The organism is Streptomyces virginiae, from assembly GCF_040638905.1.
GTDB lineage: Bacteria > Actinomycetota > Actinomycetes > Streptomycetales > Streptomycetaceae > Streptomyces > Streptomyces virginiae_B.
This window is the reverse complement of the sequence record NZ_JBEZYV010000044.1, coordinates 1-25242: the sequence shown is the minus strand read 5'-3', so window position 1 is coordinate 25242 and position 25242 is coordinate 1. Positions and strand designations below refer to the sequence as shown.

At 71.1% G+C, this 25242-nt stretch carries 26 protein-coding genes; 17 read left to right on the top strand and 9 right to left on the bottom strand.

What is annotated here, in order from left to right:
- Nucleotides 1-72: 72 nt before the first annotated feature.
- From AB0F82_RS34470 to era, 10 genes are all read left to right on the top strand, one after another.
- Nucleotides 73-432 carry a histidine triad nucleotide-binding protein gene (locus AB0F82_RS34470; RefSeq protein ID WP_362634808.1) on the top strand — a complete coding sequence of 120 codons (360 nt, stop codon included), beginning with the start codon at nucleotides 73-75 and terminating at the stop codon, nucleotides 430-432.
- Nucleotides 433-435: 3 nt separating this feature from the next.
- Complete coding sequence (locus AB0F82_RS34465; protein WP_362634806.1) at nucleotides 436-1341, top strand: ribonuclease Z; 906 nt, start codon at nucleotides 436-438, stop codon at nucleotides 1339-1341.
- Nucleotides 1342-1519: 178 nt separating this feature from the next.
- Nucleotides 1520-2614, top strand: coding sequence for a carbohydrate kinase family protein (locus AB0F82_RS34460; protein WP_356813310.1), 1095 nt, complete (start codon nucleotides 1520-1522; stop codon nucleotides 2612-2614).
- A 160-nt stretch (nucleotides 2615-2774) separates the two neighbouring features.
- Nucleotides 2775-3815, top strand: a complete 1041-nt coding sequence (locus tag AB0F82_RS34455; RefSeq protein WP_356813311.1) for a PhoH family protein — start codon at nucleotides 2775-2777, stop codon at nucleotides 3813-3815.
- 13 nt (nucleotides 3816-3828) lie between these two features.
- A complete protein-coding gene (gene ybeY, locus AB0F82_RS34450) occupies nucleotides 3829-4326 on the top strand; it encodes an rRNA maturation RNase YbeY (RefSeq protein ID WP_356813312.1) in 498 nt (165 codons plus the stop codon).
- Entirely contained in the window at nucleotides 4323-5627 is a 1305-nt protein-coding gene (locus tag AB0F82_RS34445; RefSeq protein ID WP_356813313.1) for a hemolysin family protein, read from the top strand. The genes ybeY and AB0F82_RS34445 overlap by 4 nt, the downstream gene beginning before the upstream one ends.
- Complete coding sequence (locus AB0F82_RS34440) at nucleotides 5624-5977, top strand: MmcQ/YjbR family DNA-binding protein (protein WP_362634802.1); 354 nt, start codon at nucleotides 5624-5626, stop codon at nucleotides 5975-5977. Before AB0F82_RS34445 ends, AB0F82_RS34440 begins: the two co-directional genes overlap by 4 nt.
- Before the next feature lie 60 nt (nucleotides 5978-6037).
- The gene (locus AB0F82_RS34435) at nucleotides 6038-6394 is read left to right on the top strand and encodes a cytidine deaminase (protein ID WP_356813315.1); all 357 of its coding nucleotides are present in this window, start codon (nucleotides 6038-6040) and stop codon (nucleotides 6392-6394) included.
- 335 nt (nucleotides 6395-6729) lie between these two features.
- Nucleotides 6730-8043: a beta-xylosidase gene (locus AB0F82_RS34430; protein WP_362634798.1), complete on the top strand. Its 1314-nt coding sequence runs from the start codon at nucleotides 6730-6732 to the stop codon at nucleotides 8041-8043.
- Between the two features lie 380 nt (nucleotides 8044-8423).
- The gene (era, locus tag AB0F82_RS34425) at nucleotides 8424-9374 is read left to right on the top strand and encodes a GTPase Era (RefSeq protein ID WP_031145754.1); all 951 of its coding nucleotides are present in this window, start codon (nucleotides 8424-8426) and stop codon (nucleotides 9372-9374) included.
- Nucleotides 9375-9614: 240 nt separating this feature from the next.
- Here the strand turns inward: era and AB0F82_RS34420 are convergent, their stop codons facing one another.
- The 4 genes from AB0F82_RS34420 to AB0F82_RS34405 all read right to left on the bottom strand — a co-directional run bounded on the left by AB0F82_RS34420 (nucleotide 9615) and on the right by AB0F82_RS34405 (nucleotide 12655).
- Nucleotides 9615-10304, bottom strand: a complete 690-nt coding sequence (locus AB0F82_RS34420; protein WP_356813317.1) for an SAM-dependent methyltransferase — start codon at nucleotides 10302-10304, stop codon at nucleotides 9615-9617.
- Nucleotides 10305-10447: 143 nt separating this feature from the next.
- A complete protein-coding gene (locus AB0F82_RS34415) occupies nucleotides 10448-11275 on the bottom strand; it encodes a GNAT family N-acetyltransferase (RefSeq protein WP_362634796.1) in 828 nt (275 codons plus the stop codon).
- A 27-nt stretch (nucleotides 11276-11302) separates the two neighbouring features.
- The gene (locus tag AB0F82_RS34410; protein WP_356815195.1) at nucleotides 11303-11572 is read right to left on the bottom strand and encodes a protealysin inhibitor emfourin; all 270 of its coding nucleotides are present in this window, start codon (nucleotides 11570-11572) and stop codon (nucleotides 11303-11305) included.
- A 9-nt stretch (nucleotides 11573-11581) separates the two neighbouring features.
- Nucleotides 11582-12655, bottom strand: coding sequence for a M4 family metallopeptidase (locus tag AB0F82_RS34405; protein WP_362634794.1), 1074 nt, complete (start codon nucleotides 12653-12655; stop codon nucleotides 11582-11584).
- Nucleotides 12656-13061: 406 nt separating this feature from the next.
- Between AB0F82_RS34405 and leuA the strand changes: the two genes are divergently transcribed.
- On the top strand, nucleotides 13062-14825 hold the full coding sequence (gene leuA, locus AB0F82_RS34400) for a 2-isopropylmalate synthase (RefSeq protein ID WP_356815197.1): 1764 nt from the start codon (nucleotides 13062-13064) through the stop codon (nucleotides 14823-14825).
- 72 nt (nucleotides 14826-14897) lie between these two features.
- On the opposite strand, the gene AB0F82_RS34395 is transcribed toward leuA, so the two are convergent.
- Nucleotides 14898-15173, bottom strand: coding sequence for an SDR family NAD(P)-dependent oxidoreductase (locus AB0F82_RS34395; protein WP_362634792.1), 276 nt, complete (start codon nucleotides 15171-15173; stop codon nucleotides 14898-14900).
- 235 nt (nucleotides 15174-15408) lie between these two features.
- Here AB0F82_RS34395 and AB0F82_RS34390 point away from each other — a divergent pair, with 235 nt between their 5' ends.
- From AB0F82_RS34390 to AB0F82_RS34370, 5 genes are all read left to right on the top strand, one after another.
- On the top strand, nucleotides 15409-16104 hold the full coding sequence (locus AB0F82_RS34390; RefSeq protein WP_362634789.1) for a TerB family tellurite resistance protein: 696 nt from the start codon (nucleotides 15409-15411) through the stop codon (nucleotides 16102-16104).
- A gap of 537 nt (nucleotides 16105-16641) precedes the next feature.
- Nucleotides 16642-18201 carry a nucleobase:cation symporter-2 family protein gene (locus AB0F82_RS34385; protein WP_362634786.1) on the top strand — a complete coding sequence of 520 codons (1560 nt, stop codon included), beginning with the start codon at nucleotides 16642-16644 and terminating at the stop codon, nucleotides 18199-18201.
- A 95-nt stretch (nucleotides 18202-18296) separates the two neighbouring features.
- Nucleotides 18297-19043, top strand: a complete 747-nt coding sequence (recO, locus tag AB0F82_RS34380) for a DNA repair protein RecO (RefSeq protein ID WP_030649778.1) — start codon at nucleotides 18297-18299, stop codon at nucleotides 19041-19043.
- An 11-nt stretch (nucleotides 19044-19054) separates the two neighbouring features.
- Nucleotides 19055-19882, top strand: a complete 828-nt coding sequence (locus AB0F82_RS34375; RefSeq protein ID WP_362634783.1) for an isoprenyl transferase — start codon at nucleotides 19055-19057, stop codon at nucleotides 19880-19882.
- Nucleotides 19883-19908: 26 nt separating this feature from the next.
- A complete protein-coding gene (locus tag AB0F82_RS34370) occupies nucleotides 19909-20475 on the top strand; it encodes a YcxB family protein (protein ID WP_362634781.1) in 567 nt (188 codons plus the stop codon).
- On the opposite strand, the gene AB0F82_RS34365 is transcribed toward AB0F82_RS34370, so the two are convergent.
- From AB0F82_RS34365 to AB0F82_RS34350, 4 genes are read right to left on the bottom strand one after another with little or no spacing between them, the layout of a single operon-like run.
- Nucleotides 20472-20900 carry a Fur family transcriptional regulator gene (locus tag AB0F82_RS34365; protein WP_030649766.1) on the bottom strand — a complete coding sequence of 143 codons (429 nt, stop codon included), beginning with the start codon at nucleotides 20898-20900 and terminating at the stop codon, nucleotides 20472-20474. The two genes, AB0F82_RS34370 and AB0F82_RS34365, sit on opposite strands and share 4 nt — an antisense overlap.
- A gap of 42 nt (nucleotides 20901-20942) precedes the next feature.
- Nucleotides 20943-21806, bottom strand: coding sequence for a metal ABC transporter permease (locus AB0F82_RS34360; RefSeq protein ID WP_356815202.1), 864 nt, complete (start codon nucleotides 21804-21806; stop codon nucleotides 20943-20945).
- Entirely contained in the window at nucleotides 21806-22597 is a 792-nt protein-coding gene (locus AB0F82_RS34355) for a metal ABC transporter ATP-binding protein (protein ID WP_356815210.1), read from the bottom strand. Before AB0F82_RS34355 ends, AB0F82_RS34360 begins: the two co-directional genes overlap by 1 nt.
- Before the next feature lie 26 nt (nucleotides 22598-22623).
- A complete protein-coding gene (locus AB0F82_RS34350; protein WP_362634777.1) occupies nucleotides 22624-23598 on the bottom strand; it encodes a metal ABC transporter substrate-binding protein in 975 nt (324 codons plus the stop codon).
- A 155-nt stretch (nucleotides 23599-23753) separates the two neighbouring features.
- On the opposite strand from AB0F82_RS34350, the gene AB0F82_RS34345 reads away from it, so the two are divergent.
- Nucleotides 23754-25136: a glycine--tRNA ligase gene (locus tag AB0F82_RS34345; protein WP_362634774.1), complete on the top strand. Its 1383-nt coding sequence runs from the start codon at nucleotides 23754-23756 to the stop codon at nucleotides 25134-25136.
- Nucleotides 25137-25242 lie beyond the last annotated feature (106 nt).

The following is a 25242-nucleotide window of genomic DNA, read 5'->3' as shown; positions in this document are numbered from 1 at the left end:
AAATGCACGCCCGCCGCGGGCGCGCGGCTGGATACGATGCCCGCACCGATCAACATCACGGGAGGGTGAGCAATGGCCGGGGAACCGCAGGCCGACTGCCTGTTCTGCAAGATCGTCGAGGGTGCCGTCCCGGCGACGGTGGTCCGGGAGACCGAGACCACCGTCGCCTTCCGGGACATCAACCCGCAAGCGCCCACGCACGTGCTCGTCATCCCCAAGGTGCACTACCCCGACGCGGCCTCCCTCGCGGCCGCCGAGCCGGGCGTCGCCGCCGACATACTGCGTGAGGCCGCACGGGTCGCCGCCGACGAGAAGATCGACGACCACGGTTACCGGATCGTCTTCAACACGGGCTCCGGCGCCGGGCAGACCGTCTGGCACGCCCACGCGCACGTTCTGGGCGGCCGCGGCCTCCAGTGGCCCCCGGGGTAGCACGTGTCCGTCAGGGAGTTCGTGGTGCTGGGCACCGCCAGCCAGGTGCCCACCCGCCACCGCAACCACAACGGCTACCTGCTGCGCTGGGACGGCGAGGGCATCCTCTTCGACCCGGGCGAGGGCACGCAGCGCCAGATGCTGCGTGCCGGGGTGGCCGCGCACGACATCAACAGGATCTGCGTCACCCACTTCCACGGTGACCACAGCCTTGGCCTCGCCGGGGTGATCCAGCGGATCAACCTCGACCAGGTCCCGCACCCCGTCGCCGCGCACTACCCTGCGTCGGGGCAGAAGTTCTTCGACCGGCTGCGGTACGCCACGGCCTACCGGGAGACCGTGCCGCTGCTCGAAGAGCCGGTGTCCGAGGACGGGCCGGTGGCGCGCGGGGCCTCATACGTCCTGGAGACCCGGCGGCTCTCGCACCCGGTGGAGTCCTTCGGCTACCGGATCACCGAGCCCGACGGGCGCCGGATGGTGCCCGAACAGCTCGCCCGGCACGGGATCAAGGGACCCGACGTGGGCCGGATCCAGCGGGAGGGGCGGCTCGGGGGGGTCACGCTGGAGGACGTCAGCGAGCCCAGGCCCGGCCAGCGCTTCGCCTTCGTCATGGACACCCGGCTCTGCCCCGGCGTGGACGAGCTCGCCGACGGCTGCGACATGCTGGTGATCGAGTCGACCTTCCTCGACGAGGACGAACGGCTGGCCACCGACCACGGGCACCTCACCGCCGGCCAGGCGGCGCGGGCGGCGCGGGACGCGGGGGTGCGCCACCTCGTGCTGACGCACTTCTCGCAGCGCTACACCGATCCGACCGAGTTCGAACGCCAGGCGCGGGCGGCGGGCTTCGAAGGGGAACTCACCGTGGCCGCGGACCTGATGCGGGTGCCGCTGCCGAAGCGGGGCTGACGCGGGCGGCCAGGGGGAGCGCGCCGCCCCCGGGCCGCCCCCGCGGGTTGTCGATGATCGGTTCGGAGGGCATGTTCGAGGTGACCTGCGCCACACTGGGTTTTGATCGCGCCCGGGCGGGAAGACCTGGCAGCTTTCACCGAGAAACGACCCTTCGAGATCAGCAGGGGAGACCACCGTGGCCAGTGGGGACCTCGACAGCCGCACCGCAGCCCTGGACCCGCTCGGTCCGCTGCGCGACCCGGAGGAGCCGGGCTGCGACGTCTTCCTGACCGGAACGGTCTTCCTCGACATCATCTTCACCGGCCTCGACTCGGCGCCCGTGCGCGGTACGGAGTCCTGGGCGCGCGGCATGGGCTCCAGCCCCGGCGGCGTCGCCAACATGGCCACCGCCCTGGCCCGGCTCGGCCTGCGCACCTCGCTCGCCGCGGCCTTCGGGGACGACCACTACGGCGAGTACTGCTGGGACGCTCTGGAGCAGGGCGAGGGCATCGACCTGTCCATGTCGCGGATCATCCCGGGCTGGCACAGCCCGGTCACGGTCTCGATGGCGTACGAGGGGGAGCGCACGATGGTCTCCCACGGCCACGAGGCCCCTCCGCCGGCGGGCCCCGGGCCCGTCCCGCAGTGCCCGCCGCGGGCCCGCGCCGCCGTGGCCTCGCTGGGGCCCGGCCGCGGCGAGGAGTGGATCGGCGAGGCAGCCCGGCGCGGCTCGCGGGTCTTCGCGGACGTGGGCTGGGACGAGAGCGGGCGTTGGGACCTGGGGGCCCTGGCAGACCTGGAGCACTGCGAGGCCTTCTTGCCGAACGCCGGCGAGGCGATGCGGTACACGCGCACCGAATGCCCCCGGGCGGCGGCCCGCGCACTGGCCGAGAAGGTGCCGATCGCGGTGGTGACCATGGGCCCCGAGGGCTCGTACGCGGTGGACGGGCGCACCGGGGAGACCGCGCACGTCCCCGGCATCGCCGTCGACGCCCTGGACCCCACGGGGGCGGGGGACGTGTACGTGGCGGGCTTCGTCACCGGGACCCTGGCGGGCTGGCCGCTGGCGGACCGGCTGGCCTTCGCCGGGCTGACCGCCGCCCTGTCGGTCCAGGAGTTCGGAGGCTCCCTGTCGGCCCCCGGCTGGCCGGAGGTCGCCCACTGGTGGCGGGCCGCCCCGCACGCGCTGCGCGGCCGCTACGGCTTCCTGGACGACCTGATCCCGTCGGCCGCCACCCCGGCCGCCCGGCGCAGAGCCGTGCCGACCATCGGCTTCCGGCACTCCGCGTAGCCGGGGGAGCGCGGAGCCGGGCGGCGGCGCGGCCGGTGGCGCGGGCGGCGGGTAAAACCTCTCGGGGAAGCAGCGGCGGCGACGTACGCTTGGTACTCCGGAGGTCGTCGATCGGCGCGGCCCCTCAGCGGGAGGTATGCGCAGGCCACAGTGCCGGCCCATGACTCAGACACCGACAGCCCACATCCCCGCGCCGGGGCAGGCGCGAGCGCACTTCACCGTACCGGCGACGCACCCCATGGTGACGGTGCTCGGCTCGGGCGACGCCCTGTTGCGCGTGATCGAGAAGGCCTTCCCGAAGGCCGACATCCATGTTCGGGGCAATCAGGTCAGCGCGATCGGAGAAGCGGCGGAAGTCGCCCTGATCCAGCGACTGTTCGACGAGATGATGCTGGTGCTCCGCACCGGGCAGCCGATGACGGAGGACGCAGTGGAACGCTCGATCGCCATGCTCAGGGCGAGCTCGAACGGCAACGGCGACGGGCCCGAGACGCCCGCCGAGGTACTCACCCAGAACATCCTCTCCAGCCGCGGCCGCACCATCCGGCCCAAGACCCTCAACCAGAAGCGGTACGTCGACGCGATCGACAAGAACACGATCGTCTTCGGCATCGGCCCCGCCGGTACCGGAAAGACCTACCTCGCCATGGCCAAGGCGGTCCAGGCCCTGCAGTCCAAGCAGGTCAGCCGGATCATCCTGACCAGGCCCGCCGTCGAGGCGGGGGAGCGGCTCGGCTTCCTGCCGGGCACCCTCTTCGACAAGATCGACCCGTACCTGCGCCCGCTCTACGACGCGCTGCACGACATGCTCGACCCCGACTCCATTCCGCGGCTGATGGCGGCGGGCACGATCGAGGTCGCGCCGCTGGCCTACATGCGCGGACGCACCCTCAACGACGCGTTCGTGGTCCTCGACGAGGCCCAGAACACGACCACCGAGCAGATGAAGATGTTCCTGACCCGGCTCGGCTTCGACTCGAAGATCGTGATCACCGGTGACATCACCCAGATCGACCTTCCCGGCGGGGCCAGGAGCGGTCTGCGCCAGGTCCAGGAAATCCTCGACGGGGTACCGGACATCCACTTCTCCAGGCTCACGTCCGAGGATGTCGTCCGGCACAAGCTGGTCGGCCGTATCGTCGACGCGTACGAGAAGTACGACGACGGCCAGCAGGCCGCCACCGGCTACCAGCGGAAGTAGACCCCAGCGCACCATGTCGATCGACGTCAACAACGAGTCCGGAACCGAGGTCGACGAGCAGGCGATCCTCGACATCGCCCGCTACGCGCTCACCCGGATGCGGATCCACCCGCTCTCGGAGCTCTCCGTCATCGTCATAGACGAGGACGCGATGGAGCAGCTCCACATCCAGTGGATGGACCTGCCGGGCCCGACCGACGTCATGTCCTTCCCGATGGACGAGCTCCGTCCGCCGACCAAGGACGAAGAGGAGCCCCCGCAGGGGCTCCTCGGTGACATCGTGCTCTGCCCCGAGGTCGCGAAGAAGCAGGGTGAGGAAGCCCCGACGCAGCACTCCATGGACGAGGAGCTCCAGCTCCTGACCGTCCACGGGGTGCTGCACCTGCTCGGCTACGACCACGAGGAGCCGGACGAGAAGGCCGAGATGTTCGGCCTCCAGGCGGCCATCGTGGACGGCTGGCGCAGTGAGCGCGGGCTGACCGGCCCGTCCCCGGCTCCCACCGTCTCGTGAGCGCCCCGCAACTGATCACCGGCGCGGTGCTGCTGGTGGTCGTGGCCTGGTTCGCGGCGTGCGCGGAGTCCGGCATCGCCCGCATCTCGATCTTCCGTGCCGAACAGGCCGTACGGGAGGGCAGGCGCGGCAGCGAGAAGCTCGCCCAGGTGGCCGGTGACCCCACCCGCTACCTCAACGTGGCGCTGCTGGTCCGCGTCACCTGCGAGATGGCGGCCGGGGTGCTCGTCACCTACGTGTGCCTCGACGAGTTCGGCGAGAACTGGACCGCCCTGCTCGCGGCCATCGCCGTGATGGTGCTGGTCTCCTTCGTCGCCGTGGGCGTCTCCCCGCGTACGATCGGCCGCCAGCACCCGCTGAACACGGCGACGGCGGCCGCGTACGTCCTCGTACCGCTCGCCAGGATCATGGGACCGGTCCCGCAGCTGCTGATCCTCGTCGGCAACGCGCTCACGCCCGGCAAGGGCTTCCGCAAGGGACCCTTCGCCTCCGAGGCCGAGCTGCGGGCGATGGTCGACCTCGCCGAGAAGGAATCGCTCATCGAGGACGACGAGCGCCGGATGGTGCACCAGGTCTTCGAACTGGGCGACACGCTCGTGCGCGAGGTGATGGTGCCGCGCACCGACCTGGTCTGCATCGAGCGCTACAAGACGGTTCGTCAGGCAACCACGCTCGCCCTGCGGTCGGGCTTCTCGCGCATCCCGGTCACCGGGGAGAACGAGGACGACATCGTCGGGATCGTCTACCTGAAGGACCTGGTCCGCAAGACGCACATCAGCCGTGAGGCCGAGGCCGACCTGGTGTCGACGGCGATGCGGCCGGCCGTCTTCGTGCCGGACACCAAGAACGCGGGCGACCTGCTGCGCGAGATGCAGCAGGTGCGCAACCACGTGGCCGTCGTGATCGACGAGTACGGCGGCACGGCCGGCATCGTCACCATCGAGGACATCCTCGAGGAGATCGTCGGCGAGATCACGGACGAGTACGACCGGGAGCTCCCGCCGGTCGAGGACCTGGGCCAGGACCGCTACCGGGTCACGGCGCGCCTGGACATCACCGACCTCGGCGAGCTCTTCAAGGTCGAGGCGTTCGACGACGAGGACGTCGAGACGGTCGGCGGGCTGCTGGCGAAGGCGCTGGGGCGGGTACCGATCGCGGGAGCCTCGGCGATGGTCGACCTGCCCGACGGGCGGCCGCTGCGGCTGACGGCCGAATCGCCGGCGGGCCGGCGGAACAAGATCGTGACCGTACTGGTCGAACCGGTGGCCGCGGCGGGTGCCGCGGGGGAGGAGGGGGAATGACCCCGGCGCAGCTGCGGGAGTTCCTGCTGGGCTTCAACGCGGCGGTGGAGGAGTTCCCCTTCACGCCCGAGACCTCGGTGTTCAAGGTGAAGGGCAAGATGTTCGCACTCAGCGCGCTGGACGCCGAGCCGCTGAAGATCAACCTCAAGTGCGAACCGGAGCAGGCGGTGCGGCTGCGCGAGGAGCACGAGGCGATCGCGCCGGGCTACCACATGAACAAGCGGCACTGGAACACGGTGACCGTGGGCGGGATCCCCGACGCGATGCTGCGCGAGCTCGTCGAGGACTCGTACGACCTGGTGGTCGCGGGGCTGCCGCGCGTGGAGCGCCTGAAGCTCGACCGGCCCTGATCCGGGTCCGCGGCGGGGTCGTTGCACGGCCGGGCAGCGGCGCTCCCTATGCTTTCGACCATGACGGAGAGCACCGGGATCGACCCCGAGGACAGCAAGATCATCACGCTGGCGCGCAGCGCCCGGGCCCGCAACGGGGTGCCCGAGGGGGCGGCGGTACGGGACGAGACGGGACGGACGTACGTCGCCGGGACGGTGGAGCTCGACTCCCTGAAGCTGAGCGCGCTGCAGACCGCGGTCGCGATGGCCGTGGCCAGCGGTGCTCGCTCCCTGGAGGCCGCGGCCGTCGTGAGCGCGGCCGAGGCTCCGGCGGAGGCCGACCGCGCGGCCGTCCGCGACCTCGGCGGCCCGGACACCCCGGTCCTCCTGGCGGCTCCGGACGGCACCCTGAGGTCCACGACCCCCGCCGGGTCGTAGCCGCCCATCCAGCCCCGCCTGGGCCGTTTTCCGTTCCTGCGGCGCCACCCTGCCGGCCTCGCCCCAGGGGGCGCCGCCGCAGCCGCTGCGCAAGCACGTGCAGGCGGCCCCGGGGGTGAGCCGGACGGCCCACCGGCGTACGTTCCGGGCCACCGGGGGCGGCGGTGCCACGCTGTCATCCCCTGATGGGCCATCAGTTGATGCCGGGCCCCCGCATTGACTTCTCCCGCCGCCCGCTCGTGAATGGCCCCCTGCGCGGGGCTCGGCGCGAGAAAACCAGGGGGCGGGCAGTGCGAACACGGGCGCGGAACCGTAGATGGCCGGCGGCGGTCGCCGTGGCCGCACTCGCGGCCACGGCCGCAGGCACACTCGGCGCACCCGCCGCGGCCGAGGGGGAGACGCCCCCTGGACAGGTGGAGTTCCCCACGCAGTGCCTGGCGCCCCAGGAGGCCGGACTCCCGCCCGCCGACGGGCCGACCACCGCCCGGATCACCGTGGACGACCCGGCACCCCGCGTCGGCGACACCGTCACCGTGACCTACCAGGTGGTCAGGACCCCGGCCCGGAACCCGGCCGGCGGGGCCGGCGGCGAACTCCCCGCCGACGTGCTCACCCCGACCGGCCGGATCCTGCTGGCGGGCGCCCAGAGCGGCGAGGTCACCGTCGTCGGCGCCAAGCGCAACGACCCCGTCCCGGCCGGCGCGCCCCTGCCCGCCGTGACCATGACCGGCACCTTCACCGTCACCGCGCCCGGCGAGATCACCCTGGCCCCGGGCCCCTACACCCTGCACACCGGCCACCCGGCGGACCTCGACACCACCTGCACCGCCGCCGGCCCCGCCTCCGACCCGTCCGCGGCCCCCGTCTCCGCCCGCCTCACCGCCACCGAACTGCCCACGGCCAACCTGCGCAGCGTGTTCCTCGCCGCCGCCCACGGAAGGCCCGGTGCCGGGGTCGGGGTCACCGCCGCCGGATTCCCCCCGGGCGCGGCCGTGACCGTCGCAGGGCGGGCCGGCGCCGCCCAGACCGCCGACCGGGTGAGCGCCACCGCCGACGACCTGGGAACGGCCGTCGTGGAGTTGCCGGTCACGGACCGGACGACCACCGCCGTCGTCGCGTACGAGGGGGCGGCCTGGTCCGCGCGGCGGGGCTCCGGCCCGGCCGCGTACACGGTCGTCGACGCCGCCCCGCCGGCGTCCGCCAGCCAGAAGGTCACCGCCACCGTCGAACCGGGCGCGCTCGGCATGACCCAGGCGGGCCGGGACATCACCCTCGGCACGGTCCCGTACGGCGACGGGGGAGCCGCCCCCGGCCGGATCGGCACCGTGACCGTCACCGACGCCCGCGGCGGCCCGGCAGGCTGGTCCCTGACCGGCAAGGCCACCGTCTTCACCGGACCGGGTGGGATGCGCATCCCGGGCGCGTCCCTGTCCTGGACCCCGTCCTGCGTGGCGGCCCCGGGCAGCCGGAGTACCTGTACGCCGGGCAGCGCGGGCGTCGTCGGCCCGGAGGGCGCGCTCCTGGCCTCCACCCCGGACGGCCCGCTGGTCGGCGGTACCTTCACCATCGACGCGACGGTTGCCCTGCACGTCCCGCCGTACACCCCGCCGGGCGCCTACACGGCGGTCCTGACGCTGACCCTGTCGTGACATGTTCAGCCTCGCCGGCGATCGAGGCGCGGGGGGCGGGCCGAAACGGCGCCGCCGCGGAGATCTCGTACACCCTCCACAACACCGGCAACGCCACCCTCCGGCCCCGCGCCGGCCTCACCGCCTCCGGCGCTCGGCCGCCGGCTGCTCGGCCGCGGGCTCACCGGGCTGCCGCCGAACTGCTGCCGGGTCAGGAAGTGCGCCTCGCAACCCGTTGGGGCGGCCCGCCCGACACGGAATGGGCACAGGTCACGGTGCATGCGCGGGCCGACGGAACCACAGCTCAGGGCCGTGCGGCCCACGCCGTGCACCCGCCGCTCGCGCCCGTGCCGGCCGTCGTCGCACTGGTCTGGTCGGCGCTGGGAGCCGCATCGGGGAGAATGGCCCGTATGAGCGATCGTTCCCCCGAGTCCACCGCCCCGCACCGTGCGGGCTTCGCCTGCTTCGTCGGCCGTCCCAACGCCGGCAAGTCGACCCTCACCAACGCACTCGTGGGCACCAAGGTCGCGATCACCTCCAACCGGCCGCAGACCACCCGCCACACCGTCCGCGGCATCGTGCACCGCCCCGACGCCCAGCTCGTCCTCGTCGACACGCCCGGCCTGCACAAGCCGCGCACCCTGCTCGGCGAGCGCCTCAACGACATCGTGCGCACCACCTGGGCCGAGGTCGACGTCATCGGCTTCTGCCTGCCGGCCGACCAGAAGCTGGGCCCCGGCGACAAGTTCATCGCCAAGGAACTCGCGGGGATCAAGAAGACCCCCAAGATCGCCATCATCACCAAGACCGACCTGGTCGAGTCCAAGGTGGTGGGCGAGCAGCTCATCGCCGTCCACCAGCTCGCCGAGGAGCTGGGCTTCGAGTGGGCCGAGATCGTCCCCGTCTCGGCGGTCGGCGACAGCCAGGTCCAGCTGCTGGCCGACCTGATCGCGCCGCTGCTGCCGGAGAGCCCGCCGCTGTACCCGGAGGGCGACCTCACCGACGAGCCCGAGATGGTCATGGTCGCGGAGCTGATCCGCGAGGCCGCGCTGGAAGGCGTGCGCGACGAGCTCCCGCACTCCATCGCGGTCGTCGTCGAGGAGATGATCCCGCGCGAGAACCGCCCGGCGGACCGCCCGCTGCTCGACATCCACGCCAACGTCTACATCGAGCGGCCGAGCCAGAAAGGCATCATCATCGGCCCGAAGGGCTCCCGCCTGAAGGAGGTCGGGATGAAGTCGCGCAAGCACATTGAGGCGCTGCTCGGGACCCCCGTCTTCCTCGACCTCCACGTGAAGGTCGCCAAGGACTGGCAGCGGGACCCCAAGCAGCTCCGCAAGCTCGGCTTCTGACCGGCGGACACGCTCCAGCGGGTGCCTCGCCGATCATGCCGGGCTCGCGTGATACGGCCTGATCGACAAGGCGCCCCCTAAGGGCTGTCCCGTGATCCCCGGCGGGCGCACGACGACAGCCACGGCACCTCGCCGCGTTGTCGGAACGCCCGATACGCCCAGTATCGGCACGCTCCTCCGCCTTGCGATGCACCGCATCTGAACGCCGCGCGCTGATCCACCGGGGATTACGGACAGCCCTTAGGCAAGGCGCCGGACCGTCAGCACGTTGTCGGGGCGGGTCCCGGGCCGGCCCTCGGGGTCGGTCATGGGCTGGACGTGCTCCGCCGCGGTCAGGACCTCCCAGCCGCCCTCCGGCAGCTCCAGCTGCGCGAGGACCTCCTCCGGGGTCGGGAAGTGCATGTCCGCGTGGACGTCCGGGTTCCACGACGGCCCTCCCGCATGGCCCACCACGAGGAGGGTCCCGCCGGGGGCCACCGCGGCGGCGGCCCTGCGCAGGATCCGCTCGCGCGGGAACTCGCCGTAGCTGTGCAGGAAGCACGCCGAGACGAGGTCGAACTCCCCCTCGGGGAAGGACTGCGCGAAGTCGTGCCGCTGCCAGTCGACGAGGTCGGCGACCCCGGCCTCGTCGGCGTGCTCGGCCGCGCGGGCGAGAGCCACCTTCGAGATGTCGGTGGCGGTGACCCGCCACCCGCGGCGGGCCAGCCAGACGGTGTCGGCGCCCTCTCCGCAGCCGAGGTCGAGGGCCCGGCCGGGGGCGAGGTCCTGGGTCTCACGGACCAGGAGGGCGTTCGGATTGCCGCTCCAGATGCGGGCGCTCTCGCTGTAGCGCTCGTCCCAGAACTCCTCGCCGCCGGCGACCGGGCCGTTCTCGTTCTCCGGCGTGTTCGCGTGCGCGTGCTGGTGCGCGTGGTGGTCGTGCTTCGACATGGGGGCCTCTTCCGCTCGGCGTCTCGTGCCACCGATGCTGCGCCCGCCCCACCCCGACTGGCAAACCTTGTTGCCAACCCGGCAAACAGGGCCGTGCGGTCAGAACGGTGCCGGCCGCCCCCGCGGCAGCCGGAACCGGTCGCTCACGCCGCGGGCTCCGCCGGCGGCTCGGCAATCAGGGCCGTGGCCACCCGGCGGAAGCCGGCGCGGGCATAGATCCGGGCCACGTCCTCGTCGCCGGCCGAGAGGAAGACCGTACGGGCGCCCCGCTCGCGGGCCTGCGCGACGAGGGCCGCGGTGACCCCGAGGGCCAGGCCCTGGCGGCGGGCCGACGGGAGGGTGCCGACGCCCACCACCTCGGCGACGTCGCCGACCGGGTTGAACATGCCCGAGCACAGGACCACGCCGTCCCGCACCGCCGCGGCCATCCCCGAGGTGCCCGCGGCGAGCTTCGCCGAGACGTTCGCCCGGTGCGGCTCCACCGCCGGGTCCGCCGCCGCAGCCGCCAGCTCTGCCGGGCCGGCCTTGCCCACGGCGGTCCCCGGGGCGGCGAAGGCCAGCCCAGGGACCGCCACCGCGGCGGCCAGCAGGGGGTCCTCGGCGTCGAGCAGCCGCACCTCCGGATGCGGGGGCAGCTCTTCGCCGGCCTCCAGCACCATCAGCGGGTGCGCGTGGACATGGAGCCCCGCCGCCTCCACGGCGGGGCGCAGCGCGGGGCTGGTCTCGGCGACCCACTCGAAGGCCTCGGGCACGCCGAGTTCGCGCTGGCGGGCGAGCACCCGCTGCACGTCGGCGGCGCTCGCGTCGGAGCCGCCGAGCGCGGGCCGCGCGTAGAACGGCCAGCCCGAGCCCTCCTGGACGAACAGGGTCAGCGGCCCGAAGTCCTCGGCCCGGGCCCCGCCCACCCGCGGCACCGCGTCGTAGTACCGCTCCAGCTCGGACAGCATCGGATCGATCATGTGATTGGTCATCCGGTCATCCAAGCGCAAGGGCGTCCCTCAGGCACCTTCTTTCAGGACCCGTGAGATCAGCGCCCGCTGGGCCTCCGACAGGCGCGGCTCGGCGCAGGAGACCGTCCGCCCGTCCACCGTGATCCGGTACGAGAAGCCGTCCCGCACCCGGTCCGCCGGGTCGCCCGGCGGACCGGGCCGCAGGGCGAGCTGGGCCAGGGCCTTCCATTCCTCCTCGTCCGCCAGGCCCGAGGTGTCCACCTCGGCCCGGCGCTCGATTCCCGCGAAGCCGCCCGTCCTCACCACCTGAATCCGCATGGGAGCCCTCTACCCCGCCAGCGGGACGCCCACGGCCGACCACGCCTTCTGAAGGGCCTGGTGCTCCGCCCCGCCGTCCCCGTACCGGGTGGCGGCGGCCGCCGTCGAGAGCCGGGCGAAGTCCGCGAAGTCCGCCTTCGGGGTGAGGTCCCCGCCGGTCAGGGTGTCGTACCAGATCTGTCCGGCCCGCTCCCAGGCCTTGCCGCCGAGCTCGGTCGCCGCGATGTAGAAGGCGTGGTTGGGGATGCCCGAGTTGATGTGGACGCCGCCGTTGTCGCTGTGGGTGTTCACGTAGTCGTCCATGGTGGCCGGCTGCGGGTCCTTGCCGAGCTCGTCGTCGTCGTACGCCGTGCCCGGCGCCTTCATCGAGCGCAACGCGACCCCGGTCACGTCGGGGCCGAGCAGGCCGGCGCCGATCAGCCAGTCGGCCTCCTCGGCCGTCTGCTCCAGCGAGTACTGCTTGATCAGGGAGCCGAAGACGTCCGACATGGACTCGTTCAGGGCGCCCGACTGGCCGCGGTAGCGCAGGTTCGCCGTGTACTGGGTGACGCCGTGCGTCAACTCGTGCCCGATGACGTCCACCGACACGGTGAAATCGAGGAAGAGGTCCCCGTCCCCGTCGCCGAAGACCATCTGCCGGCCGTCCCAGAAGGCGTTGTTGTAGTCCTCGCCGTAGTGGACGCTGGCTTCCAGCGGGAGTCCGGAATCGTCGATCGAGCGGCGCCCGAAGCCCTTCAGGAACAGCTCGTACGTCGCCCCGAGTCCCGCGTAGGCGCGGTTCACGGTTGCGTCCTTGCTCAGCGGGTCGCCCTCCTCGCGGACCTTCGTCCCGGGGAGCTGCGTGCGGTGCTGGGCGTCGAAGATCGTCCGCTGAGGGTCGTCGCCGGCGGGCGCGGCGAGCGTGGGCACGATCCCGCGCACGGCGGTGACGCGGCGCCGGGTGCGCAGCAGGGAGTCGCGTTCGAGGGTGCGCTGGGCGAGGTCGGCGCGCCGGGTGTTGCCGGACAGTGCGGCCTTGTCGAGGAGGTGCGGCGGCACGACCGTGCAGAAGACGGGGAAGCGCTGAGTGTGGGAGGCATCCATGCCCGGCAATGTGGCACCGTGTCACCTCGGTGTCACTAGGTGCAACCATGATTCATTCGGTTGTGTCACGTCCCCCGCTGCAGAAACGTGCCTGGTGTGATCGCACGGCCGCTCCGAGGGGTTTTTCGGGGGATCGCCCCGACCTGAACCCAGCGAACGAGGCTTGGCTCACATTTGGTGCAAATCGGACGCTCGGGTCTTGCATACTGAAACAGGTCCTCGCGTTACGGCGCAGCTCGGCTAGGCTCGGCCCATCATGCGTTTCGGGCTGCTTCTCCTTAGCTGCCGCGGCGAGGGTCTGTAGTCGTAGGCCGGCCCCCTCCCCGCGGAGTTTGGTGTTGCGGTTTTTACGACCGCCGTCGGCCGTCCCAGCGAACTACCGCGGACACGCGAGGAGCCCAACGCCATGAGCCAGCAGCCTTTTGTCGGTCGCCCCACGCCCATCACGAACGCGACCCACTCCCAGAAGCCCTCCGGGATGCCGATCCACAAGTACGGCTCGTACGAGCAGGTGGACATCCCGGACCGCACCTGGCCCGATGCCCGCGTCACCAAGGCCCCCCGCTGGCTGTCCACCGACCTGCGGGACGGCAACCAGTCGCTGATCGACCCGATGACCCCGGCCCGCAAGCGCGAGATGTTCGACCTGCTGGTGCGCATGGGCTACAAGGAGATCGAGGTCGGCTTCCCGTCCTCCGGCGAGACCGACTTCGCCTTCGTGCGCTCCATCATCGAAGAGGGCGCGATCCCGGACGACGTGACCATCTCCGTACTGACCCAGGCCCGCGAGGACCTGATCGAGCGGACCGTCGAGTCCCTGGTCGGCGCCAAGCGCGCCACCGTGCACCTGTACAACGCGACCGCGCCGACCTTCCGCCGGGTCGTCTTCCGCGGCTCCAAGGAGCAGATCAAGCAGATCGCCGTCGACGGCACCCGCCTGGTCATGGAGTACGCGGAGAAGCTGCTGGGCCCGGAGACCACCTTCGGCTACCAGTACAGTCCGGAGATCTTCACCGACACCGAGCTGGATTTCGCCCTGGAGGTCTGCGAGGCCGTCTGTGACGTCTGGCAGCCGGCCGAGGGCCGCGAGATCATCCTGAACCTGCCCGCCACCGTGGAGCGTTCGACGCCGTCCACCCACGCGGACCGCTTCGAGTGGATGGCCCGCAACCTGACCCGTCGCGAGCACATCTGCATCTCGGTCCACCCGCACAACGACCGCGGCACCGCCGTCGCCGCCGCCGAGCTGGCCCTGATGGCCGGCGCCGACCGCATCGAGGGCTGCCTGTTCGGGCAGGGTGAGCGCACCGGCAACGTCGACCTGATCACGCTGGGCATGAACCTGTTCTCCCAGGGCATCGACCCGCAGATCGACTTTTCGCAGATCGACGAGATCCGCCGCACCAGCGAGTACTGCAACCAGATGCCGGTCCACCCGCGCCACCCCTACGCGGGCGACCTGGTCTACACCGCCTTCTCCGGCTCCCACCAGGACGCCATCAAGAAGGGCTTCGACGCCATGGAGGCCGACGCGGCCGCCCAGGGCAAGACCGTCGACGACATCGAGTGGGCGGTCCCCTACCTGCCCATCGACCCCAAGGACGTCGGTCGCTCCTACGAGGCGGTCATCCGGGTCAACTCGCAGTCCGGCAAGGGCGGCATCGCGTACGTCCTGAAGAACGACCACAAGCTGGACCTGCCGCGCCGCATGCAGATCGAGTTCTCCCGGATCATCCAGGCCAAGACGGACGCCGAGGGCGGCGAGGTCACGCCCAAGGCGATCTGGGACGTGTTCTGCGACGAGTACCTGCCCAACCCGGAGAACCCGTGGGGCCGCATCCAGCTGCGCTCCGGCTCGACGGCCACCGACAAGGACGGCACGGACACGCTGACCGTCGAGGCGGTCGTGGACGGCGTGGAGACGGTCCTGAACGGCACCGGCAACGGTCCGATCTCGGCCTTCTTCGACGCGCTGGCCGGCATCGGCGTCGACGCCCGCCTGCTGGACTACACCGAGCACACCATGAGCGAGGGCGCGTCCGCCGTGGCCGCCTCCTACATCGAGTGCGCGATCGACGGCCGTGTCCTGTGGGGCATCGGCATCGACGCCAACACCACCCGCGCCTCCCTGAAGGCGGTCATCTCCGCCGTCAACCGCGCGGGGCGCTGACCACTCGTACGTGAGCCCCGCTCCTCCGGCCGGAGGAACGGGGCTCCGTCGTCCCCCGGGCCGCGGGGCGCGTCAGCGGGCCAGGTAGCCGCCGTCCACAGGCCCGATGGCCATGACGTGGTCCCAGGCCCGCGCGGTGGTCTCCCGTACGTCCGAAAGAGGGAGTACCCCGGCGTTCGCCACGGCGACGTCGAGGCGCCCCGTAGGCTCCACGGCGGCGGCGGCCATCGTCCGGTTGTCGTCCGGATCGGAGACGTCACCGCGCACCGCGGTGATCGTGTGGCCCTCGGCGGCCAGATCCGTACGCGGCGCCTCGACCCCGGGGCCGTTGATATCGGCCCCGGTCACCTGGCACCGGAGGGTGCCATCAGCACGGCGGTGGCCCGGCCGATGCCGCTCGCGGCCCCGTCACCAGACACGACTGCTCGTTCATGCGGCAGCCCCTGAGCGGAACCGGGGGTGCAGATCGGCCAACTCCCGGGCGGGGGACATGTTGTCTTGTCGCACGACTGACGCATCCTCACCGATGTGGCTAACATCACGCCAACCCGGCGATGCTGCCGGACGACCACGGAGGTGCGACGTGCTGCCAGTTCGGGGTGGGGACGGCCGGAAGCTGACGGTCTGGGGCATCCGTACCACCTGGAGCACCGTGGGTGACGGGGAGTTCTTCTGCCCGGACTGCGGTGGGGACCGCAACTACCGCAGGCGCACCGGCCGCCGCCGGTTCACCGTCCTCGGGGTGCCGCTGCTGCCGCGCGGGCAGGCGGGGCCCGTGGTCGAGTGCCAGGGCTGCCGCGCGCGCTTCGGCACCGGCGTCCTGGACCACCTCACCACCACCCGGTTCACCGCGCTCCTGCGCGACGCCGTGCACACCGTGGCGCTGGCCGTGCTCACGGCCGGCGGGACCGCCTCGCGCAGCGCGCTGGAGGCGGCCGTGTGCGCCGTACGGGCCGCGGGCTTCCAGGACTGCACCGAGGAGCAGCTGGAGTCCCTCGTGGAGGCGCTGTCCACGGACGAGGGCCGGCTCGGGCTGTACGACATCCCGGAGTGCTGCGGGGCCGCGCTGTCGATAGAGCTCCACGAGGCCCTGGAGCCGCTCGCCCCGCACCTGGCCGGCCCGGGCCGGGAGTCGATCCTGCTCCAGGGCGCGCGGATCGCCCTCGCGGACGGCCCGTACATCCCGGCCGAGCGCGAGGTGCTGGCCACCGTGGGGTCGGCGCTGCGGATCGGCGCGGACGAGGTGACCCGGCTGCTGTCGGCGGTGCGCGCGCCCTGAAGGGAGCCGGAGCCGCCCCGGAACCGTCCGGAACGAGTCGGTCGGACGTAACGATCCGGCCTCGTGGGGGCCGAAATCTCGCCTGGTGAACACTTTGTGAACAGCGGAGTCGACGACTCCGGGCCCGTTCCGGCCGCCTTCAGGGGCGCCGGAAGGGGCCCTTCTCTTTTGCTCCACCGAAGGGCCGCAAAGCGCGTCGTGGCAGCTCGCAGCCAGTGTGGTTTGCACTCGCAGAGCCGGATCACCTTCCTTCGGAAGGCCCGGCTCATACCCCTGCGCCGGATTCTCCACCACTGGAGAAATCTACAGATCTGGTGCCCGGTGAGGTCAACAGTTTGTAGAAGTCGACGATATCTGTGAGGCCTCCCACAGGCGTTCAATTCCGGTCACACGCCGAGAAGCCGCCGCCCCGCACAGCGGGACTTCGACCCACGTGAACGTACTGAAAACCCTGGCGAACCAACGGGATAACGACCCACTTCGCCCAGGGATAACCAGATCTCCTCTCACTTACCTACCTTGAAGGGCAAGGCTGAGATGGCACGTGTCGCCGCCCGGCTTTCCACTGGCGGAAAGCAGAGCACGCACCCGGTCGACGAGGTGCTCCCCCTCCCCAAGCTCGCGCTGTACGGCTTCCAGCACCTACTCGCCTTCTACGCCGGCGCGGTGATCGTCCCGATCATCGTGGGCAGCGCACTCAAGCTGAGCCCTGAACAGCTGGTCTACCTGATCAACGCGGACCTCTTCACCTGCGGCATCGCGTCGATCATCCAGGCCTGGGGCATCGGCCGGATCGGCGCGCGACTGCCGCTGATCCAGGGCGTGACCTTCACCGCCGTGTCACCGATGATCGCCATCGGCCTCGGAGCGGGCGGCGGAACGGCCGCCCTGCTGGTCATCTACGGCGCGGTCATCACCGCCGGCATCGCCACCTTCGCCTTCGCCTGGCTGCCCGCCAAGGCGTTCCGGACGGTGATGCGGCTCTTCCCGCCGGTCGTCACCGGCACGGTGATCACCGTCCTGGGCATCGTCCTGATCCCGGTCGGCCTCAACGACGCCGCCGGCGGCCTCGGCAGCCCCGACTTCGGCGAGCCCGAGAACTTCGCCTACGCCGGCGGCACGATGCTCTTCATCCTCATCCTGATGAAGATCGGCAAGCCGTTCCTCTCCAGCATCGCGATCCTCCTCGGCCTGGTCGTCGGCACCGGGGTCGCCTTCCTCCTCGGCGACGCGAAGTTCGGCGACGTGGGCAAGTCCGACTGGATCGGCGTCACTACCCCCTTCCACTTCGGCGTCCCGAAGTTCGAGTGGTTCCCGATCGTCCTGATGCTCATCGTCATGCTGATCACCATGGTGGAGACGACCGGTGACACCTACGCGGTCGGCGACATCGTCGGCAAGGAGGTCGACAGCGAGACCGTGGCCCGCGCCCTGCGTGCCGACGGCGCCGCCACCGCCCTCGGCGGTGTCCTCAACTCCTTCCCGTACGTGGCCTTCGCCGAGAACGTCGGCCTGGTGCGGATGACGAAGGTGAAGAGCCGCTTCGTGGTCGTCGCCGCGGGCGTCTTCATGATCGTCCTCGGTCTGCTGCCCAAGGCCGCCGCGATCGTCGCCGCCGTACCGCACGGCGTCCTCGGCGGCGCCGCGACCGTCATGTTCGCCATGGTCGCCCTGGCCGGCATCCAGACCCTGGGCAAGGTGGACCTCAAGGAAGAGAAGAACGCCCTGATCGTCGGCGTCTCCCTCGCCTTCGCCCTGCTCCCGGCGACCGTCCCGGTCTTCTTCACCAAGCACATGGACGCGGACCTGTCCTCGCTGCTCAACAGCGGTGTCACCCTCGGCGCCACGGCCGCCATCGTGCTCAACCTCATCTTCAACGGCCTGGCCGAGGACAACGCCCACGACGCCCCGGAGGCGGGAGCCCAGGCCCTCGCCGAGGCCGAGGTCGACACCGCGCCCGGCTCCGACGCCACGGCCGCCGAGGCCCCCGAGGTCCCTGCAGCGGTACCGGCCCAGGCCGCGGCCTCCGCCGCCCCCGCCGCCTCGGCCGAGAAGGCGGACGACGCCGACCCCACGCCGTCCCCGTCCGCTCCCTGATCCTCCCAAGGGGTGCTGACCCCTCGCCCGGACCGACGTCCGGGCGAGGGGTCGTCGCTGTCTCCGGGCGGGTCCCCGTACGGGACAATGGGCGCATGAGTCTGTTCCGCGACGACGGCATCGTGCTGCGCACCCAGAAGCTGGGTGAGGCGGACCGCATCATCACGCTGCTGACCCGGGGCCACGGACGGGTACGGGCGGTCGCCCGCGGGGTGCGGCGCACCAAGTCCAAGTTCGGCGCCCGGCTGGAACCTTTCTCCCACGCCGACGTGCAGTTCTTCGCCCGCGGCAGCGAACTGGTGGGCCGCAGCCTGCCGCTCTGCACCCAGACCGAGATCATCGCCCCGTACGGCAACGGCATCGTCACCGACTACGCCCGCTACACCGCCGGCACCGCCATGCTGGAGACCGCCGAGCGGTTCACCGAGAACGAGGGAGAGCCCTCCGTACAGCAGTACCTGCTGCTCGTCGGAGCCCTGCGCACGCTCTCGCGCGGCGAACACGAACCGCACCTCATCCTGGACGCCTTCCTGCTGCGCTCGCTCGCCGTCAACGGCTACGCACCCAGCTTCGAGGACTGCGCGAAGTGCGGGATCCACGGCCCCAACCGGCACTTCTCCGTCGCCGCGGGCGGGGTCATATGCGGGGACTGCCGGGTGCCCGGCAGCGTCGTACCCTCGTCGGAGGCCATCGCCCTGCTCAGCGCCCTGCTGACGGGCGACTGGGGGCATGCCGACGCGTGTGAGGCGCGTCACGTGCGGGAGGGCAGCGGGCTGGTCTCCGCCTATTTGCACTGGCATCTGGAGCGCGGGCTACGCTCCCTGCGATACGTCGAGAAATAGGAGCTGGGCACATGGCACGACGCGGGATTCTGGGACGCTCTCGCCGGGAGTACAAGGTTCCCGAGCCGCACCCCTCCGGTGCGGTCCCGCCGAAGATCCCCGGCGAGCTGGTCCCGAACCACGTCGCCGTCGTCATGGACGGCAACGGCCGCTGGGCCAAGGAGCGCGGCCTGCCCCGCACCGAAGGGCACAAGGTCGGCGAGGGCGTCGTGCTCGACGTGCTCAAGGGCTGCCTGGAGATGGGCGTCAAGAACCTGTCCCTGTACGCCTTCTCGACGGAGAACTGGAAGCGCTCGCCCGACGAGGTCCGCTTCCTGATGAACTTCAACCGCGACGTCATCCGGCGGCGCCGCGACGAGATGAACGAGCTCGGCATCCGCATCCGCTGGGTCGGCCGCATGCCGAAGATGTGGAAGTCGGTCGTCCAGGAGCTGCAGGTGGCGCAGGAGCAGACCGTCGACAACGACGCCATGACCCTGTACTTCTGCGTGAACTACGGCGGCCGCGCGGAGATCGCCGACGCGGCGCAGGCCATCGCCCGGGACGTGGCGGCGGGCAGGCTCGACCCGTCGAAGGTCAACGAGAAGACCTTCGCCAAGTACATCTACTACCCGGACATGCCGGACGTGGACCTGTTCCTGCGCCCGAGCGGCGAGCAGCGCACCTCCAACTACCTGATCTGGCAGAGCGCGTACGCCGAAATGGTCTTCCAGGACGTGCTGTGGCCGGACTTCGACCGGCGCAACCTCTGGGCGGCGTGCCTGGAGTACGCCCAGCGAGACCGCCGCTTCGGCGGCGCCGTCCCCAACCAGCCGGAGGCACCCGGCGCGGCGGGCTGACGGGCTCCGGCCTAGGATCCCTGCCCATGGACGATACGGGTGGGGATCAGCTGTACCGGATACACGAGGCGGCAGGGGGCGGGCAGGCGATCGAGCTCCGCTACCGGCCGACGGTGGTGGACATGGCCGAGGCGCTGAGGTTGCGCAACCGGACCCCGGCCGGGCGTCGCCAGCGACGGCCGTGGTTCCTCCTCGGCCTGCTGGGCCCGGTGCTCGCCGCGGCGCTGATCTGGCAGGACGGCGGGCCGGAGCCCGTGTCGGCCGGGCTGCTCGCGCTCGTCGTCTTCAGCTGGGTCTTCGTGTTCTCCGGGCACCGGATCATGGCCCGGGCGCACCGGGGCGTGCTCGACGCGGCGGGCGACTGCCGGGCGGTCGTCGACGGCGACGGGGTGGCGGTCACCGGGTCGGGGACCTCCACGCACCACCGGTGGACCGCGCTGGCGCACTACGCGGAGACGCCGGCCCACTTCGCGGTGTTCTCGGCCGACAGGCAGGCGCTCACGGTGATGGTGCTGCCGAAGCGGGGCCTCGCCGACCCTGCGGACGCGGACCGGATCCGGGCGATCCTGGACCGGAACCTGAACCGGATCTAGAGGGCGGCCGCGCAGTCGGCGCAGGTGCCGAAGATCTCCACCGTGTGGGCGACGTTCACGTAGCCGTGCTCGGCCGCGATGGACTCCGCCCACTTCTCCACGGCCGGACCCTCCACCTCGACGGCCTTGCCGCACTTGCGGCAGACCAGGTGGTGGTGGTGATCGCCGGTGGAGCAGCGGCGGTACACGGACTCGCCGTCGCTGGTGCGCAGGACGTCGACCTCTCCGGCGTCCGCGAGGGACTGAAGGGTGCGGTAGACGGTGGTCAGGCCCACGGAGTCACCACGGTGCTTGAGCATGTCGTGGAGTTCCTGGGCGCTGCGGAACTCGTCCACCTCGTCCAGCGCCGCAGCCACTGCGGCCCGCTGGCGGGTGGATCGTCCTCGTACTGGCGCGGTATTCATCTCGCCAGGCGCAGTCGCCACCGGTTCCTCCTCGTATAGGCCTGCGGCCATTGTGCCAGCCCGCTAGACCTTCACATCGTCGCGCGTGCAGACCTCTTCGACCGCCGGGGCGGCTTTGGCCCGGCGGCGGGCCAGGGGAGCGGAGAGGGCGGTCAGCACCACGAAGACGCCGATCGCGAGCAGCACGATCGTCGCGCCCGAGGGCACGTTGATGTAGTAGGTGGCCGCCGTGCCGGTCAGGGAGACGGTGACGCTGATGGCCATGGCCAGGCCCAGGGTGGTGGCGAAGCTGCGGGTGAGCCGCTGGGCGGCGGCGACCGGGATCACCAGCATCGCGCTGACCAGCAGCAGGCCGACGATGCGCATGGCGACGGTGACGGTGACCGCGGCGGTGACCGCGATCAGCAGGTTCAGGGCGCGTACGGGCAGCCCGGTGACCCGGGCGAACTCCTCGTCCTGGCAGACGGCGAAGAGCTGCCTGCGCAGACCGACCGCGACGGCGAGGACGAACGCGGCGAGGATCGCCATCGCGGTGACGTCCTCGGTGGCGACCGTGGTGATCGAGCCGAACATGGAGCCCAGGAGGCTGGCCGTCTGGCCGCCGCCGAGGTTGATGATCATCACACCGCCGGCCAGGCCTCCGTAGAAGAGCATGGCGAGGGCGACGTCCCCGCTGGTCCTGCCGCGGGCGCGGATCAGCTCCATGCCGACGGCGCCGACGACGGCGACGAGGGTCGCCATCCAGACCGGGCTGGTCTGGAGGACGAAACCGAGAGCGACACCGGTCATGGCGACGTGGCCGAGGCCGTCGCCCATGAGCGCCTGGCGGCGCTGGACGAGGTACGTGCCGATGGCGGGGGCCGTGATGCCGACCAGGGCGGCCGCGATCAGCGCTCGCTGCATGAAGGCGTAGTCGAGAATGTCCATCAGCTCAGCAGTCCCGTCCGCAGGGGCTCGGCGTCGTGCGCCGCGTGGGGGTGTACGTGGTCGTGACCCGGCAGGGCGTGCTGGCCCACGGCCTCCGGCGGCGGGCCGTCGTGGACGACGCAGCCGTCGCGCAGCACGACGGCGCGGTCGATCAGGGGCTCCAGCGGGCCCAGCTCGTGCAGGACGAGCAGGACGGTGGAGCCGGCGGCGACCTGCGCGCGCAGGGCGCTCGCCAGGACCTCCTGGTTGGCGAGGTCCACGCCCGCCATCGGCTCGTCCATGATCAGCAGTTCGGGTTCGACGGCGAGCGCCCGGGCTATGAGGACGCGCTGGTGCTGGCCGCCCGAGAGGGCGTCCACCGAGACGTCGGCGTGCGAGTCCATGCCGACCAGGGCCAGGGCGTGCTCTATGGCGGCCTTGTCGGCCTTGCGTAGGAGCCCGAAGCGGGAGCGGGCGAGCCGGCCGGAGGAGACGACCTCGCGGACGGTGGCCGGGACGCCGCCGGCGGCGGTGGTGCGCTGCGGGACGTACCCGACGCGCGACCAGTCGCGGAAGCGCTTGAAGTCGGTGCCGAAGAGGCTGAGGGAGCCGTCGCTCAGCGGGACCTGGCCGACCACGGCGCGGACGGCCGTGGACTTGCCGGAGCCGTTGGCTCCGAGCAGGGCGACGACCTCGCCGCGCCGGACGGTGAGGTCGATTCCGCGCAGCACGGGGCGCGAGCCGAGCGAGGCCTTGGCCCCGCGCAGGGATATGACGGGCCGGTCGTCGGCCGGTCGGGGCGGGGACTGCATGGCTCGCGCCTCCGTTGCTGCTGTAATCACTTGGCTCCGAGTGCCTTCTGGAGGTTCTTCAGGTTGGACCGCATGACCTCGAAGTAGTCGGCGCCCTGGGACGTGTCGGTGATGCCCTCGAGCGGGTCGAGGACGTCGGTCTTCAGGCCGGTGTCCGTGGCGAGGGTCTTGGCCGTCTTGTCGCTGGCCAGCGTCTCGAAGAACACGGTGGTGACATTGTCCTTCTTCGCGACCGCCTGAAGATCCTTCATCCGGGCCGGGCTCGGCTCGGACTCGGGGTCGACGCCGGAGATGCCCTCCTGGTCGAGGCCGTAGCGCTCGGCGAGGTATCCGAAGGCGGAGTGGGTGGTGATGAAGGTCCTGGAGGCCGTGTTCTTCAGGCCGTCCTTGAACTCGGTGTCCAACGCCGCCAGCTTGCCGACCAGTTCGTCGGTGTTCTTCTTGTAGTCCGCCGCGTGGCCGGGGTCGGCCTTCTCCAGGGCCGCGCCGACGCCCTTGACGATCTCCGCGTACTTGACCGGGTCGAGCCAGACGTGGGGGTCGGTGCCGCCCTCGCCCTGGCTGTGGTCGTGGCCCTCGCCCTCGGCGTGGGCCTCCTCGGCGGCGTGGTCGTGGTCGGAGGCGCCGTGGGCCTCCAGCTCGGTGAGGGTGGCTGCGTCGACGATGTTCTTCACGCCGGACTGGGCGACGGCCTTGTCGACGGCGGGCTGCAGGTTCTTGAGGTAGAGGACCACGTCGGCCTCGCCGAGCTGCGCGGTCTGCTTGGGAGTGATCTCCAGATCGTGCGGTTCGACCCCCGGCTTGGTCAGGCCGTCGACCTTCACGTGCTCCTTGCCGATCTGCTCGGCGACGAACTGGAGGGGGTAGAACGACGCCGTCACGCCGAGTTTGCCGTCCTCGCCGCCGGCGGCACCCGCTCCGGAGCAGGAGGTCAGGGCCGTGGCGCCGAGGGCGACGGCGCCGGCGAGGGCGGCGGCGGGTATGAGGCGTCGTACGTTCATGACATCCATTTTCATCAAAGATGGAAACGATTGTCAAAAACCCAGGTGGGAGGGCCGGGCGGGCGGGCGTGGAAGGGGAACCGATTTGAAAGCGGGGGTGCGGGCGCCGGTAACCTAAAGACTTCGCCGTTCGTCCTCGTAATGAAGAGAGCACCGTGGCCGCCGACAAGATCGAAACCATCGTCAGCCTGAGCAAGCGCCGTGGCTTCGTTTTCCCGTGCAGTGAGATCTACGGCGGCTCCAGGGCTGCCTGGGACTACGGCCCGCTCGGTGTCGAGCTCAAGGAGAACATCAAGCGCCAGTGGTGGAAGGCGATGGTCACCGGGCGTGAGGACGTCGTCGGTCTCGACTCGTCCGTGATCCTGGCCCCCGAGGTCTGGGTGGCCTCCGGCCACGTCGCCACTTTCTCGGACCCGCTGACCGAGTGCACCTCCTGCCACAAGCGCCACCGCGCCGACCACCTCGAAGAGGCGTACGAGGCCAAGCACGGCCGCCTCCCCGAGAACGGCCTGGCCGACATCAACTGCCCCAACTGTGGTGTGAAGGGCCAGTTCACCGAGCCCAAGCAGTTCTCCGGCATGCTGGAGACCCACCTCGGCCCGACCCAGGACACCGGCTCCAAGGCGTACCTGCGCCCCGAGACCGCGCAGGGCATCTTCACGCAGTTCGCCCAGGTCCAGGTCACCTCGCGCAAGAAGCCGCCCTTCGGCATCGCGCAGATGGGCAAGTCCTTCCGCAACGAGATCACGCCGGGCAACTTCATCTTCCGCACCCGCGAGTTCGAGCAGATGGAGATGGAGTTCTTCGTCAAGCCCGGCGAGGACGAGCAGTGGCAGGAGTACTGGATGCAGGAGCGGTGGAACTGGTACCGCGACCTCGGCATCCGTGAGGAGAACATCCGCTGGTACGAGCACCCGAAGGAGAAGCTGTCCCACTACTCGAAGCGCACCGCCGACATCGAGTACCGCTTCAACTTCGGTGGCAGCGAGTTCTCCGAGCTCGAGGGCGTCGCCAACCGCACCGACTACGACCTCAAGGCGCACTCCGCGGCCTCCGGCCAGGACCTCACCTTCTTCGACCAGGAGGCCGGTGAGCGCTACACCCCGTTCGTCATCGAGCCGGCGGCCGGTGTGAACCGCGCCATGCTCGCCTTCATGCTCGACGCCTACAACGAGGACGAGGCCCCCAACGCCAAGGGCGTCATGGAGAAGCGCACCGTGATGCGCCTCGACCCGCGCCTGTCCCCGATCAAGGTCGCCGTCCTGCCGCTGTCCCGCAACGCGCAGCTGTCGCCGAAGGCCAAGGGCCTGGCCGCCGACCTGCGCAAGAACTGGAACATCGAGTTCGACGACGCGGGCGCCATCGGCCGCCGCTACCGCCGCCAGGACGAGATCGGTACGCCGTTCTGCGTCACCGTCGACTTCGACACCCTGGACGACAACGCGGTGACCGTGCGCGAGCGCGACACCATGAAGCAGGAGCGCGTCTCCCTGGACCAGATCCAGGGCTACCTCGGCAGCCGCCTGCTCGGCTGCTGACGGACGCCGCACGAACGACCGGTGGGGCCGCGGGCCCCACGCCCCCGGGCCCCCCGGGGTGGGGGTGGGAGTTGTGGGGCCGGAGGAACAAATACACGCGAGAGAC

Bases quoted from the DNA above. Each gene is read 5' to 3' on its own strand.
- AB0F82_RS34410 (WP_356815195.1), bottom strand. From the start codon at position 11,572: ATGCGGATTCAGGTGGTGAGGACGGGCGGCTTCGCGGGAATCGAGCGC.
- AB0F82_RS34350 (WP_362634777.1), bottom strand. From the start codon at position 23,598: ATGAACGTACGACGCCTCATACCCGCCGCCGCCCTCGCCGGCGCCGTC.
- AB0F82_RS34415 (WP_362634796.1), bottom strand. From the start codon at position 11,275: ATGACCAATCACATGATCGATCCGATGCTGTCCGAGCTGGAGCGGTAC.
- leuA (WP_356815197.1), top strand. From the start codon at position 13,062: ATGAGCCAGCAGCCTTTTGTCGGTCGCCCCACGCCCATCACGAACGCG.
- AB0F82_RS34455 (WP_356813311.1), top strand. From the start codon at position 2,775: ATGACTCAGACACCGACAGCCCACATCCCCGCGCCGGGGCAGGCGCGA.
- recO (WP_030649778.1), top strand. From the start codon at position 18,297: ATGAGTCTGTTCCGCGACGACGGCATCGTGCTGCGCACCCAGAAGCTG.
- AB0F82_RS34435 (WP_356813315.1), top strand. From the start codon at position 6,038: ATGACGGAGAGCACCGGGATCGACCCCGAGGACAGCAAGATCATCACG.
- AB0F82_RS34420 (WP_356813317.1), bottom strand. From the start codon at position 10,304: ATGTCGAAGCACGACCACCACGCGCACCAGCACGCGCACGCGAACACG.
- AB0F82_RS34385 (WP_362634786.1), top strand. From the start codon at position 16,642: ATGGCACGTGTCGCCGCCCGGCTTTCCACTGGCGGAAAGCAGAGCACG.
- ybeY (WP_356813312.1), top strand. From the start codon at position 3,829: ATGTCGATCGACGTCAACAACGAGTCCGGAACCGAGGTCGACGAGCAG.
- AB0F82_RS34440 (WP_362634802.1), top strand. From the start codon at position 5,624: ATGACCCCGGCGCAGCTGCGGGAGTTCCTGCTGGGCTTCAACGCGGCG.
- AB0F82_RS34360 (WP_356815202.1), bottom strand. From the start codon at position 21,806: ATGGACATTCTCGACTACGCCTTCATGCAGCGAGCGCTGATCGCGGCC.
- AB0F82_RS34470 (WP_362634808.1), top strand. From the start codon at position 73: ATGGCCGGGGAACCGCAGGCCGACTGCCTGTTCTGCAAGATCGTCGAG.
- AB0F82_RS34355 (WP_356815210.1), bottom strand. From the start codon at position 22,597: ATGCAGTCCCCGCCCCGACCGGCCGACGACCGGCCCGTCATATCCCTG.
- era (WP_031145754.1), top strand. From the start codon at position 8,424: ATGGCCCGTATGAGCGATCGTTCCCCCGAGTCCACCGCCCCGCACCGT.
- AB0F82_RS34405 (WP_362634794.1), bottom strand. From the start codon at position 12,655: ATGGATGCCTCCCACACTCAGCGCTTCCCCGTCTTCTGCACGGTCGTG.
- AB0F82_RS34370 (WP_362634781.1), top strand. From the start codon at position 19,909: ATGGACGATACGGGTGGGGATCAGCTGTACCGGATACACGAGGCGGCA.
- AB0F82_RS34375 (WP_362634783.1), top strand. From the start codon at position 19,055: ATGGCACGACGCGGGATTCTGGGACGCTCTCGCCGGGAGTACAAGGTT.